Below are 12,634 nucleotides of genomic sequence, written 5' to 3'. Positions count from 1 at the left end.
CCACCCACTGCCGAAGCCGACTGCCGCCACCAACGGGCGGCAGTCGTGTTTTAATTAGAAATCTACCAGTCCTTTCTGTAGCTCTATGCGCTTTTCTTACCGCCCCTGGCTGCTGCTAGCCAGCCTATTCGCTAGCGGCTGCTCGTACCAGCTGCCGCAGTCGCCGCAGGGTAGCCAGCGGCCGGCCGTGCTGGTTTTCTACAAAACTAAAGGCTTCCACCACGCCTCTATTCCCGCTGGCCTGGCTGCCTTTCAGCAGCTAGGGCGCGCCCACAATTTCCGCGTAGATACCACTTTGCAGGCCTCGCGCTTTGTGGCCGACACGCTGCGCCGCTACGCCGCCGTTGTTTTTCTCAATACCACCGGCGACGTACTAGACCCGGCTCAGCAGGCGGCCTTCGAGCGCTACATCGGGCAGGGCCACGGGTTTATGGGCGTGCACGCGGCCTCCGACACCGAGTATGACTGGCCCTGGTACGGGAAGCTGGTGGGCGCCTACTTCAAGAGCCACCCCCAGGTGCAGCCCGCCACCGTGCTCGTCACTGATGCCAAACACCCCGCGACCAGCTTCTTGCCCGCACGGTGGCAGCGCACCGATGAGTGGTACAACTTCCGCGATATCGCGCCCGACCTGCGGGTGCTGGCCACCGTAGATGAAACGTCTTACACCGGGGGTATCAATGGCCAGCAGCACCCCTTTGCCTGGTACCACGCCTACGGCGGGGGGCGCGCCTTTTACACAGCCGGCGGCCACCTGCCCGAGAACTACGCCGACTCGTTGTTTCAGCGCCACTTGCTAGGTGGCTTGCGCTACGCCATGGGCCAGTAGCTATACCTAGGCGGCCCTAGCGTCGCTCGTCAAACACCTGAAACTCGGCGATGGAGGGCTGGTGGTCAGAGGCCTTAATCTGCATGCGCACCTTGCTGCCCCACACCCGATTGAAGCGGTGCAGCTTGATGCGGTCGCCATTGCGGCCCTCAAACAGCGGCAGCCAGGCCACGCCGTTCCAGTAGTCGAGGGTGTAGCCGCTGATGTTGGCTTTCTCCTCGGCCACTACCACCGTGTTGAAGCTGCGCTCATTCTTGAAGTCGATTTCGTACCATGGCTGCTGCACTGTTTTGTTGGACTGCCAGCTGGTGCGATAATCGTCATCGTTGGCGAAGTCCATGATGTTCATGTCGTCGCTCCAACTGGAGTTGGCCGCTTGGTTTTTGGCCAGGTTGCTGGCTATGATGGGTGGCTCAAGCGGCGTGAGTGGCGTGGTAGGCCCCTGGTTTTTCCACAGTTTACCGATTTCCTTGAGCCCGGCTAGGGCGTTAGCATCAATCAGTCCGTCGCGGTTGGGCGCTACGTTCAGGATGAAGTTGCAGCTGTTTTCGTTGAGTGGCACCAGGGTTTCCTGCACCAGCTTGGCGGGGTCGCGCACGGGCACGGTGGGAAAGTCGGTTTTCCAAAACCAAGCGCTGTTGATGGGCAAGCAGGCCAGCGAAGGCATGCGCTTGCTGCCGGGGGCCAGGCGCTGGCCGGCGCCCATCTCGTAGGTTTTGATGTCGGTGTAGTACAGTCCTTCGGCGGGGTATTTGGCGCCGTTCAGGTCCATTACCAGGCAGTCGGGCTGCAGCGACTTGACAAGGGTATAGATGTCGGCGAAGGGCACCTCGTCGTAGGAAATGCGTGACCACGGGGCATCCCAGCCGTCGATTATCAGGGCCTCTATCTTGCCATAGTTCGTCAGCAGCTCGGTCAGCTGCGTCTTAATCATGGCAATGTGGGCGGGCGTAATCTGGTTGGGCCGCAGCTTGTGGTGCGTGTCCAGGATGGAGTAGTAGAGCATGACCTTCAGGCCATTGGCCCGAAAGGCGTCCGTGAACTGCCGCACCACGTCCTTTTTATAGGGGCTGTGCATCACGCTGTAATCGGTGCTCTTGGTGTCCCAGATGCAGAAGCCGCTATGGTGCTTGGTGGTGAGGCAGCCGTAGCTCATGTTAGCCGACTTAGCCGCCCGGGCCCACTGCGTAGCATCGAGTTTCTTCGGGTTGAACAAGGTTGGTGACGCGTCCGGGTCGGGCCAGTCCTGGTTCATATAGGTCGGGATGTTGAAGTGAATAAACATCCCGAAGCGCAAATCCACGAACTGCTGCTGCAACTGCCCTAGGGGCAGCGGGGCGCTGGCCAGCGCGGCCGATTGCGCTACGGCGGCGGTGGGCCAAGCCAGCTGCAACAGCGAGCCAGCAAGTAGAAGAATGCGTGAAAAACTCGTGGAGGACATAGCGTGAGCGTAGGGTGTGGCTGGGCACCCTAGGTGGGCGGCGTACCCGGTAGCTACTGGGTACGCCGCCCACCTAGGGCCCTGCGGCTGATAAAAACTGACTGCGCTAGGCTACCCCACCGGGGGCAAGCGCTGCTCTAGCTGCGTGCGCAAGTGCTCGTGCTGGGTGGGCAGCATCAGGTGGGTGCCTAGCTCGGCCAGCGGCTCATCGACCGTGAAGCCGGGGTTATCAGTAGCCAGCTCGAAGAGCACGCCGCCCGGCTCGCGGAAGTACACCGAGTGGAAGTAGTCGCGGTCAATTTGAGGCGTAGGCTGCAAGCCTTTGGCCACGAGCTTTCGGCGAAAGTATAGTTCGGCTTCGTCGTCTTTCACCCGAAAGGCAATGTGGTGCACCGAGCCGCCAGCCGTGATGGCGCGGGCCTCGCCGGGGGCAGCCACCAGGTCGATGTACTGCGCGGTCGGCACCGCATCGGTCACGTAGCGGCTGCGATTGACGTGCTGCTCGAGCAGCGTGTAACCAAATACGTCGGTCAAAATCTCGGCCGTGCGGGCGGGGTCGGCCAGCGTGAGCGTGACGGTATGGAAGCCCTTAGTAGCCACCTCAGCGCTAACCTCAGGCGTGGTCCAGGGCGTGCGCGTGTCGGGTGTTTTCGACTCTATCAATTCAAATTTCAGCCCGTCGGGGTCAAGGAAGGTCAGGTAACGCTCGCCAAACTTCTCACTCGGCTTGTTGTAGGTCACGCCATTGGCGTCGAAGCGCTTCATCCAGAAATCAAAACTGCCGGCCGGCACCGAGTAGCCGATTTCGGTGGCCTGCCCAGTGCCGCGCCGCCCGGCCGTAATGTGCTCCCAAGGAAAAAACGTGAGGATGGTGCCAGCCGAGCCAGTTTCGTCGCCGAAGTAGAAGTGGTAGGTGCCAGGGTCGTCGAAATTGACGGTTTTCTTAACCATGCGCAGGCCTAGCACGCGGGTGTAAAAATCGTAGTTGCGCGGCGCATTGCCGGCGATAGCCGTGACGTGGTGCAGGCCCAGAATACGAGGTTCCATAGAGCTAAGGGGAAAGAAGTAAGATGAAAATGAAACTTAAGAAGCAGGCTGCTTGAAAATTAGCTGGCTAGCCAGGGCCAACTCCTGGGGCGTAACAGTGTGGCCCATGCCGGGCGTAATCTGCTCCGTGACGGCGGCCCCTAGGGTAGTGAGCAGGGCCGTGGAGGCACGCACCCGAGTGGCGGGCACATGCGCATCGGGGTCGCCGCTGGCCAGCAGGCAGGGTGTGCCCGCAAAGTCGCCGGCGTAGTTTTCGAGGTATAGCCGGTCGCCAATCAGGCCGCCCGTGAAGGCCACTACCCCACCGTAGCGGGTGGCATGGCGGGCGGCGTATTCTAGGGTGAGGCAAGCGCCCTGCGAGAAGCCCAGCAGGTACACGTTTTCGGGAACGATGCCGTGGCCGCCGGCCAGCGCCACGGCGCGGCCCACGGCCCCTAGGGCCGCCGTCAGGTAGGGCTCATTGTGAGCAGGCGGGGCCAGGAATGACTGCGGATACCAGGTGTGGCCGGTGGCCTGCGGGGCCAGCAGGGCATAGTCGGCCACCGGCAGGTAGCGGGCCAGCGACAGGATATCGGCTGCGCTGCCGCCGCGGCCGTGCAGTAAAATGAGAGCCTTAGAAGCCGAGGCCAGCGGCTGGCCGGCTAGGGTGATGGGGGCGTCATGCATAAGGGGAGGCCGGCTACGCGGCCGGCGAGAAATCATAAGAGAAAGCGAGCTAGCGCGGTCAGCGCAAAAGCCTTACGCGTAGCTCAGGGGGCTAGGGCGCCTGCGCTGTCGCCGGTACTCGGTGGGCGTGAGATGGTAGCGCTTCTTAAACTGCTTGTTGAGATGACACACGTCCACGAAGCCCAGCTCATCGGCGATTTGCGACACGGTAAGCACGCTGGCTTGCAGCTGATTTTCTACGAGTTGCAGCCGGTGGCGCACGATGTACTGGTGCAGCGGCTCGCGCATATGCTGCCGAAACAAGGCGCTCAGGTGCGAGGGCGAATAGGCAAACTCCTGGGCCAGGTGCCCTAGGTGCAGCCGCTCGGGCGCCGCCGCATGCCGCCGAATGTAGGCCAGCACCTGCCGCACCACGCTCGCCGCGTGGGTAGCAGCTGGCTCTGGCTGGGCAGGCGCCAGCAGCGGACCTAGGGCCCGCAGCACCGTGCCAACTAAAGGGTTAGCCAGTGCGTCTTGGGCCACACCGCGACGCCCATCGTAGCAATCGACCAGCAGCGTGAGCAGAGCCGCTAGTGCGGGCGGCACCTTAGTGGCCGCTAGGTGCCCGGCCGACCCTAGGGCCGGCCCGCGCGCTTGCAGCTGCTGCCAGTCGGCCGCCTCAGCGTGGCCGGCGGTTTGGCTAGCCAGGTAGTCTAGCGAGAAGCACAACCAGGCTAGGCGGGTGGGTCGTTGGGCGTCGAGCTGCCAGCAGTCGGCGGAGCCGAGTAGCAGCAGCGTACCGGCCGGACACGCAAGGGTGACGCCTTCCCTATTGTGGCAGGTCCCGGCATCCTCAAGCGCGAGCAACAACGCCAGGTAGCCAGAAGAGGGGGCCGGCAATGGGCCACTGGTAGCTGCCCATTCCGCAATGTGTAGCGGCTCGGGAGGTAGAATGGCTGAATTAGACACGGGATAAAAAGAGGGTGTGCTCTAGCTAGTTGCCAGGACAGTGCCAGCTTGCCGGCCCACAAGACTACTCCCTCATATTATATTGATTATCAATATTTTGTGCATACACCATTTATTAATAGAGCCATCCTATAGCCTCCAATATATTGGAGCACCCAGTATATTGGAGGCCTGTTTTGGAGTTTATTGGATACTATGTGGGGTCTTTCTGCCCCTTTTGCTTATGTCGCTTACCTCCTCGCCTACCGAACCTTTAGCCACCGTGCTCATCGTCGAAGACGAGTTTATCGTGGCTGACGACCTGCGGCGGCGCCTCACTAAGGCTGGCTACGCGGTGCTGGGAATGGCCGCTACGGCCGCCGAGGCCCGGCAGCTATTGACCGACGCCCCGCCGGCCGTGGTGCTGCTCGATATCTTTCTGAAAGGTCCGGAAAGTGGCCTGGACCTGGCCGGCTGGCTGCACGAGCGCCAGATTCCGTTCGTATTCCTCTCGGCCAATCTCAACGACGAGGTGCTGGCCGCCGCGCAGGTCACGCAGCCCCTAGGGTTCCTCAACAAGCCCTTTCGGGAGAAAGACGTGCTGGCGGCGCTGGAGCTGGCCCGCTACCGCCACGCCCACAGCGAGGAGGCCCGCCTACGCCGGCAGCGCGAGCTGCAAGTAGCTGTCAACAATGCCATTGCGCGCCTGCACAACCGCGATGAGCTGAGCCAGGCCATTGCCACGCAGCTCGACCAGTTGGTGCCCTTCACCCTGCTCAGTTTGCGCATTGGGCTGCCCGAGGAACAAGCTTTTTACTGGGTGGTGCTGCACAAGAATGCCGCCGGCGTGTTCGAGAAGGTGCCCCCGCTGCGGCTGCTGGGCCCCGACGCACCCGACGCGCTGCTGCAGCGCCTCACCGAGCAGCCGCCCGACGAGGTGGGCGAGCAAACGGGCACCTTCGCCGGGGCGGCCTTCGAGGAACTGTGCCGCACCCAACGCACGGCCCGTACCGCCCGCGAGGCGTTTGGGGCGCGGGCGCTGGCCGTGTTTCCGGTACTGCTCAAGCGCCACTCCTTCACGAGCTTACAGCTAGCCAGCCCCGACCCCGCGGCCTTTGCCCCCGAGCAGTACGCCACCGTAGAACTGCTGCTACCACAGCTAGCCCTAGCCCTCGACAACCTGCTGGTGTGCGAGGAAATAGAAGCCCGCCGCCGCCAGAAAGCAGCCGAGCTAGCCCTGGTCAGCGCCTTCCGCAATGGCCGCGAGCTGGAAGCCATTGCCCCGGCCGTGGCCCAGGCCTTGCAGCCGGTGCTGCCCCTCGACCTGCTCACGCTTCACGGCGTCGACCGCGTGCTAGGTACTGTGCAAGACGGCATCCATGCCAGCCGCCAGCCCGACGGCAGCTTCCGGCTGCTGCCTGCCGCCGAGTTTGTGCACCTGCCCGATGCCGCCGCCCGCCTGGCCTGGCAGCAAGCCATGCTGGAGCTGGAGGCCCTGATGCAGCAGCCCACCCTGAACGTGGGCGAGGCCGGCGAGGCCCGCCGGGCCCGCAACCCCGTGGCTCGGCGCTACGGCGAGTACCTAGGGCTGCGCTCGTCGATGTATGTGCCGCTGGCTGTGCAGGGCCGGCCCGTGGCGGCCGTGGTGGTGGCCAGCCGCGCCCCCTACGCCTACACTACCCGCGACCTGGGTCTACTACAAGAACTCAGCCGCCCGCTGGCGCTGGCCCTCGAAAACCTGCTGGCTTTCGAACGCATCAAGACCCTAGGGCAGCAGTTAGCTCTGGAGAATACCTACTTGGCTGAGGAAATTCGCACCACCTACAACATCGGCGAAATCATCGGCACGGGCCCAGCCATGCAGGCGCTGTTCAGCAGCCTAGGGCTGGTGGCTGGCACCGATGCCACCGTGCTGATAACCGGCGAAACCGGCACCGGTAAGGAGCTGGTGGCGCGGGCCGTGCACGAGCTATCGGCCAGGGCTAGCCGCACCATGATAAAAGTGAACTGCGCCGCCCTGCCACAACACTTAATTGAGAGCGAATTATTTGGGCACGAAAAAGGTAGCTTCACTGGGGCGACCGACAAGCGCCTGGGCAAGTTTGAGCTAGCTGACGGCAGCACCATTTTTCTGGACGAAATCGGCGAGCTGCCCTTAGAGCTGCAAGCCAAGCTGCTGCGCGCCTTGCAAGAGCGCGAGATTGAGCGCGTGGGCGGCCGCGGCCCCATCGCGGTGGATGTGCGCATCGTGGCGGCCACCAACCGCGACCTCAAGCAGGAAGTGGCCGCGGGCCGTTTCCGCTCCGACCTCTACTACCGCCTCAACGTGTTTCCGCTGGCCGTGCCGCCCCTACGCGCGCGCCCCGAAGACATCCTGCCCCTGGCCACGCACTTCCTGCACCGCTTCGCCAAAAAGCTAGGCAAGCCCCTCACCGGCCTGGCCGCCGACACTGCCCAGCAGCTGCTAGCCTATTCCTGGCCCGGCAACGTGCGCGAGCTAGAGCACGTGCTGGAGCGCGCGGCCATTATGGCCCGCTCGCCCACCCTGAGTTTGGCCGAGCCCCTCACCTCCACCGAGCCCGCTCCCCTAGCCCCCGCCCCGGTGCGCCCCTTCGCTGATGCCGCCCGCGAGGCCATCGTGGCGGCCCTGACCCAGGCTGGTGGCCGCGTGCGCGGCCCCGGCGGCGCAGCCATGTTGCTGGGCATCAAGCCCACCACCCTAGAGGCCCGCATGAAAAAGCTAGGCGTGCGGTAGGCAGTAGCTTGAACTTTGCAGTCCGAGCGCGAGCGTAGCGAGCATTGAGCCTGCGAACGACCCTAGGGCTGTCTGCTCGCTAGGCTCGCACTCGGACTACAAAGTCCAAGCTACTGCTTAGCGCTCCGTTAGCACCAACGCGAAAGAGCTGCCCCGGCGACGAGGCAGCTCTTGTCGATTAGCAATTGGCTTGTTTTCTATTCTTTGATAAACGCTAGCAAATCAGCGTTAATGGTTGCGGCCTCGGTGGCGGGCATGCCATGGGGGAAGCCGGGGTAGGCAATCAGCTTGCCGTGCTTGAGCAGCTTGATGGCTTTGGCGGCAGCTACTTGGAAGGGCACGATTTGGTCGTCTTCGCCGTGCAACACTAGCACCGGAATGTCTACGCTGGTGAGGTCGTCGGTGAAGTCGGTTTCTGAGAAGGCGGCAATGCCGTAGTAGTGGGCGTTGGCCCCGCCGCTCATGCCCTGCCGAAACCAGTTGTCGCGCAGGCCCGGCTTCACGTTGGCACCCTCGCGGTTGAAGCCGTAGAAGGGGATAGAGAAATCGGTGAAATACTGCGCGCGGTTGGTGGCCGTGCCCTCGCGGATTTCGTCGAATACCGACATGGGTACGCCGTCGGGGTTAGTGGGGCCTTGCACCATCAGAGGCGTTACGGCGCTGATGAGTACCACCTTGGCCACGCGGCCAGGCTCGGCGCGGGCCGCGTAGTGAATGGCTTCACCGCCGCCCGTAGAGTGGCCGATGTGCACAGCGTCCTTCAGGTCGAGGTGGGCCGTCAGCTCGGCTACGTCGGCCGCGTAGGTGTCCATGTCGTGCCCGCCCGGGGCCTGCGACGAGCGGCCGTGCCCACGGCGGTCGTGGGCAATCACGCGGTAGCCCTTGGTGAGGAAAAACATGAGTTGCGCATCCCAGTCGTCGCTGGAAAGCGGCCAGCCGTGGTGGAAGAACAGAGGCTGACCCGTGCCCCAATCTTTGTAGTAGATTTCGGTGCCGTCTTGTACCGTGATTTTAGGCATAGCGCTGCGTAGTAAGAGAGGTGAAACACTAGCCAGGCGACCCGCCCCATGCGTGGCGCAATGGCTCTGGCCCTGCAAAACTACCCGGCCCCCTAGGGCGCCAAACGGTAAAAAAACCGGCTTTCCCAGTACTATCAGCGGATTTTACCGCGGCTACATTTATAAGTAAGAACGCCATGTAGCGCGTAGCGAAGCATCTCGCGTGGCGCAGTAATATCTAACGCCTAGGTCTACTACGCCACGCGAGATGCTTCGCTACGCGCTGCATGACGCTCATCTGTATGGTTAGCAGTTTTACTCTTCAACTGCGAGGCTGGGCAGCGCAAAGCGCAGCCGGGCCACCGTGCCCCGGCCGGCGGGGTTAGGCAGCAGCACAAACTCGCCGTCGAGCTGGCGGCTGAGGCCCGTCACCAGCGTGAGGCCCAGCGTCTGGGCATGGCTGGGGTCAAAATCGGGCGGTAGGCCTCGGCCGTCGTCGGCCAGGCTGAGCAGGTAGGTGGGGGGCGTGAGCTGTTGGCCGGTGAGCGTAAGCGTGCCCGCCTGGCTGGGGGCGAAGGCATGCTTCAGCGCATTGATGAGCAGCTCATTGAGCGCCAGCCCTAGGGGCGTGGCGGTGGCAACGGGCAGGGCCAGCGGGGCTAGGTCGAGGTGCAGGCGCACGCGGCCCGCGGCATCGAAAGCATCAAGCAGGTGCATGGCTAGCTCCTGCACGTAGGCAGGCAGCGGCACCCAGCCCACGCGGTCGGCCTGGTAGAGGTGCTGGTGCAGCAAGGCCATGGCCTGTACCCGGTGCTGGCTTTGCTCGAGGGCGGCCAGGGTGGCGGGCTCAGCCGAATAATCGGCCTGGGTATGCAGCAGGCTACCGATTACTTGCAGATTATTCTTGACGCGGTGGTGAATCTCGCGCAGCATCCATTCCTTCTCGGTCAGCAGCGCGCGCTGCTCGGCTAGTAGGCGGGCCAGGTCCTGGCTGTGCTGCGCTATCTCGGCCTGCTGGGCGCGCAGCTGGCGGTTGCTGCGCTGCTTGAGGCGGTAGCGGTTGTAGCCCAGCCCCAGCAACAGCAGCAGCAGCCCGGCCCCCACCAGCAAGGCGTTGCGCTGCTGCTCGCGCTGATGCAGGCGCGCCTGCTGCAAGAGGCTCTGCTTGGTGAGCAGGGCAATATTTTGCTCCTTCTGGCGAGTGTCGTACTGAATCTGAAGACTAGCCAGCTGCTGGTGACGGGCAGCATTGAAGACCGAGTCGTTCAGGCGCTTGTATTGCTGCAGGTGCGCGATGGCCGCCGGAAACCGCCCCTGCGCCGAGTCGGCCCGAAACAGTAATTGGTGCAGGCTAGCCGCTTGCAGCAGAAAGCCCGCCGACTGGCACAGCCGCAGCGCCTGCTGCAAGTGCGGGCGCGCCTCGGCATAGCGCCCAGCCGCCAGGTAAAACCGGCCCGACGCCAGGTGAGCATTCATGCGGTCCATGTCGCTGGTGGCGGGCTGCGCGGCCTGGGCCAGCAGCGGCCGCAAGCTGCGCTCGGCCGCCGCATATTGCCCTAGGGCCACGTAGCACTCCACGAGGCCCCGCAAGTACACCCCTGGGCTCGCGGCCTGATAAGCGCCGGCCGAGGCCTGCAAAAACCGTAGCGCCTGCGCCGGCCGGTGCTGGCTCAGCAAAATGCGGCTGATGGCAGCGCTCGTGCTCACGATGCCGGCCGGCACCTGCCGCTGGCGAGCGTGCTGCAGGGCCCGCTGGTAGTAGGCCAGGGCTTGGGTGGGCTGTTGCAGCTCCTTATAAATGCTGGCCACGTTGCTGTATAAGTAATCTAGCAACGTGGTATCGCGAGTGGCCTGGGCGCTCTCCACGGCGGCCAGGCTGTAGCGTAGGGCCGCTTGGTAGTTGCCCACCTGCCGGGTGGCGCCGCGCAGTAGGTCGTAGGTATAGTGCAACTCGCGGTGGCCGGCGGCGCGGTACAAGGCCAGCACGTGCAGCAATTCTTGCTCGGCCTGCCCCGAGTGGCCTTGCAGCAAGTGCATATCGGCCATGGTTTTTAGCACGTAGGCGTGCTCTAGCGGGCGCTTAGCCTGCGCAAATAGGACGGCGGCGCGGGCGTAGTCGGCCAGCTTGCGCGGCAGCCCAGCCTTGGTGCGTGGGTAGCTATTGGCCAGGTAAAACCAGCCGGCTGCTTCGAGCGCTGGGCTACGCGCCTGCTGGCTTAGCGCCAGGCCTTGGCGCAGCAAAGCCCGGCCGGTGGTATCGGCCGCGCTACCCGCCCTAGGTAGCTGGCCCAGCACATACAGGCTGCGAATGTGGCCGGCCGGGTCGGTCAACTGAGTGCTCAGCGCCAAGGCCTGTTGCCCATACACCGCCGCACTATCAAGAGGGGTTTCCTGCTCCTCGTGCCGGGCCAGCAGGTCGTTGGCCAGCTGCAACAGCAAGCGCAGGCGAACCGGGCCCGCCGGGGTGCGCCACAGCTGGGCCCGCAGCCGGCCAGCCTCAGCCGGCGCTAGTAGCGGGGCAATGGGCTCGGCCCGGGCGGCAGGTAGCGCTCCCAGCAGACCTAGGGCGAGTAGAAAAGTACGCAAGTGCATAAGGGCCGCGAAATACGCCCGCGCGTCGGGTGGAGCAGCCAACGGCAAGCTCTTCTGCCTTAAAAGTACCGTTTATTCCAGCTTTTTTACCGCTAGGCTAGCCCTATAGGCTCCTTAGGTTTGCAGGAGTATGCGCGCTGCTGGCGACTGCTAGCTAAGAAAAGCGACTCGGGATTGCGTGCCTAAAGCTGGCGTCAGCACTCGTTCGCCAATGCAGTGCCCCTCCCCTTACTCCTCCATACATGAACGTCCCCTTGTTTTCGCCGCTCCAGGTTCGCAGCTTACTACTGAAAAACCGGTTGGTCATGTCGCCCATGCAGCAGTACCTCAGCCCCGATGGCCTGGTCGGCGCCTGGCATCTGGTGCACCTAGGCAGCCGGGCAGTGGGCGGGGTAGGCCTAGTGATTACGGAGGCCACAGCCGTCTCGCCCGAAGGCCGCAATACGTTGTTCGACACCGGCTTGTGGAACGAAGCACAGGTGGCGGCTTGGCAGCCAATCGTACAGTTTGTGCAGGCCCAAGGAGCCAAGATAGCCGTGCAGCTGTGGCACGCAGGCGGCAAGGGCAGCCACGCGCACCCCACAGCAGGGTTTCATTACCTACCGCCCGCCGACGGGGGCTGGGTTACCAAAAGCGCCTCGGCCGTGTCGCTCGATAAGCAGCATACGGCCGAGGTACTGACCCTCTCCGAAATAACTACCCTGGTAGCCGAGTTTGCGCAGGCGGCCACGCGGGCCGTGCAGGCAGGCTTCGATGCCATTGAGCTGCACGCAGGCCACGGCTACCTGTTTCACCAGTTTTACTCGGCGCTTGCCAACCAGCGCCTCGACGCCTACGGCGGCAGCTTCGAAAACCGCATTCGGCTGCTACTCGAAGTAGTAGATGCGGTGCGGGCCGTCATTCCCGACGGAATGCCGCTGCTGGTGCGGCTTTCGGCCGTCGATTTTTCGGACGAAGAGCACGCTTGGCACCTGGCCGATTCGGTGCGGCTGGTGACTGTGCTGCAACAGCACGGAGTAGACGTGGTTACGGCCTCGGCCGGTGGGTTTAGCGCACCCGACCGGGCCAAAGTAGTGCCCCTGTACCAAGTACCCTACGCCGAGCAACTAAAAGCCGACACCGGTATTTTGACTGGCGCCGTGGGCCTCATTACCACGCCCCAGCAGGCCAACGAGCTAATTGCCAACGGCCAGGCCGACCTCGTGGTGCTAGCGCGAGAACTGCTGCGCGACCCCTACTTCCCGCTACGGGCGGCTACCGAACTGCACGCCGATGCCCCCGTGCCAACACCGTATAAGCGGGCTTTTCCCAACGCCGGCCGCTGAGAGCTTGGTAGCTCTCAGGAACCTAGGCTAGTCCTAGGCTCATCAAATAGGGCG

At 63.5% G+C, this 12,634-nt stretch carries 9 protein-coding genes; 3 read left to right on the top strand and 6 right to left on the bottom strand.

Features of this window, described 5'->3' with window-relative positions; translation table 11 throughout:
* The first annotated feature begins 85 nt into the window (after positions 1–85).
* On the top strand, positions 86–829 hold the full coding sequence (locus JAO77_RS05485) for a ThuA domain-containing protein (protein WP_198989283.1): 744 nt from the start codon (positions 86–88) through the stop codon (positions 827–829).
* Positions 830–845: 16 nt separating this feature from the next.
* Here JAO77_RS05485 and JAO77_RS05480 read toward each other — a convergent pair whose 3' ends face one another.
* From JAO77_RS05480 to JAO77_RS24340, 4 genes are all read right to left on the bottom strand, one after another.
* The gene (locus JAO77_RS05480; protein WP_198989282.1) at positions 846–2,270 is read right to left on the bottom strand and encodes an alpha-L-fucosidase; all 1,425 of its coding nucleotides are present in this window, start codon (positions 2,268–2,270) and stop codon (positions 846–848) included.
* A 111-nt stretch (positions 2,271–2,381) separates the two neighbouring features.
* Complete coding sequence (locus JAO77_RS05475) at positions 2,382–3,317, bottom strand: ring-cleaving dioxygenase (protein WP_198989281.1); 936 nt, start codon at positions 3,315–3,317, stop codon at positions 2,382–2,384.
* A gap of 36 nt (positions 3,318–3,353) precedes the next feature.
* A complete protein-coding gene (locus JAO77_RS05470) occupies positions 3,354–3,983 on the bottom strand; it encodes an alpha/beta hydrolase (RefSeq protein WP_198989280.1) in 630 nt (209 codons plus the stop codon).
* Positions 3,984–4,055: 72 nt separating this feature from the next.
* Positions 4,056–4,931 carry a helix-turn-helix domain-containing protein gene (locus tag JAO77_RS24340; RefSeq protein ID WP_198989279.1) on the bottom strand — a complete coding sequence of 292 codons (876 nt, stop codon included), beginning with the start codon at positions 4,929–4,931 and terminating at the stop codon, positions 4,056–4,058.
* Between the two features lie 223 nt (positions 4,932–5,154).
* Here JAO77_RS24340 and JAO77_RS05460 point away from each other — a divergent pair, with 223 nt between their 5' ends.
* A complete protein-coding gene (locus JAO77_RS05460) occupies positions 5,155–7,665 on the top strand; it encodes a sigma 54-interacting transcriptional regulator (protein WP_198989278.1) in 2,511 nt (836 codons plus the stop codon).
* Positions 7,666–7,862: 197 nt separating this feature from the next.
* Here the strand turns inward: JAO77_RS05460 and JAO77_RS05455 are convergent, their stop codons facing one another.
* Together JAO77_RS05455 and JAO77_RS05450 are read right to left on the bottom strand one after the other, a co-directional pair.
* Entirely contained in the window at positions 7,863–8,684 is an 822-nt protein-coding gene (locus JAO77_RS05455) for an alpha/beta fold hydrolase (RefSeq protein ID WP_198989277.1), read from the bottom strand.
* A 294-nt stretch (positions 8,685–8,978) separates the two neighbouring features.
* On the bottom strand, positions 8,979–11,297 hold the full coding sequence (locus JAO77_RS05450) for a tetratricopeptide repeat-containing sensor histidine kinase (RefSeq protein ID WP_198989276.1): 2,319 nt from the start codon (positions 11,295–11,297) through the stop codon (positions 8,979–8,981).
* A 200-nt stretch (positions 11,298–11,497) separates the two neighbouring features.
* Here JAO77_RS05450 and JAO77_RS05445 point away from each other — a divergent pair, with 200 nt between their 5' ends.
* On the top strand, positions 11,498–12,580 hold the full coding sequence (locus tag JAO77_RS05445) for an NADH:flavin oxidoreductase/NADH oxidase (RefSeq protein WP_198989275.1): 1,083 nt from the start codon (positions 11,498–11,500) through the stop codon (positions 12,578–12,580).
* Positions 12,581–12,634: the final 54 nt, after the last annotated feature.

The sequence above is a fragment of the Hymenobacter sp. BT559 genome (assembly GCF_016427535.1).
Lineage (GTDB): Bacteria > Bacteroidota > Bacteroidia > Cytophagales > Hymenobacteraceae > Hymenobacter.
This window is presented reverse-complemented; position numbering and strand designations above follow the sequence as displayed.

Coding starts and splice junctions, on each gene's coding strand:
- JAO77_RS05455 (WP_198989277.1), bottom strand. CDS start 8,684: ATGCCTAAAATCACGGTACAAGACGGCACCGAAATCTACTACAAAGAT.
- JAO77_RS05470 (WP_198989280.1), bottom strand. CDS start 3,983: ATGCATGACGCCCCCATCACCCTAGCCGGCCAGCCGCTGGCCTCGGCT.
- JAO77_RS05485 (WP_198989283.1), top strand. CDS start 86: ATGCGCTTTTCTTACCGCCCCTGGCTGCTGCTAGCCAGCCTATTCGCT.
- JAO77_RS05445 (WP_198989275.1), top strand. CDS start 11,498: ATGAACGTCCCCTTGTTTTCGCCGCTCCAGGTTCGCAGCTTACTACTG.
- JAO77_RS05460 (WP_198989278.1), top strand. CDS start 5,155: ATGTCGCTTACCTCCTCGCCTACCGAACCTTTAGCCACCGTGCTCATC.
- JAO77_RS05475 (WP_198989281.1), bottom strand. CDS start 3,317: ATGGAACCTCGTATTCTGGGCCTGCACCACGTCACGGCTATCGCCGGC.
- JAO77_RS05480 (WP_198989282.1), bottom strand. CDS start 2,270: ATGTCCTCCACGAGTTTTTCACGCATTCTTCTACTTGCTGGCTCGCTG.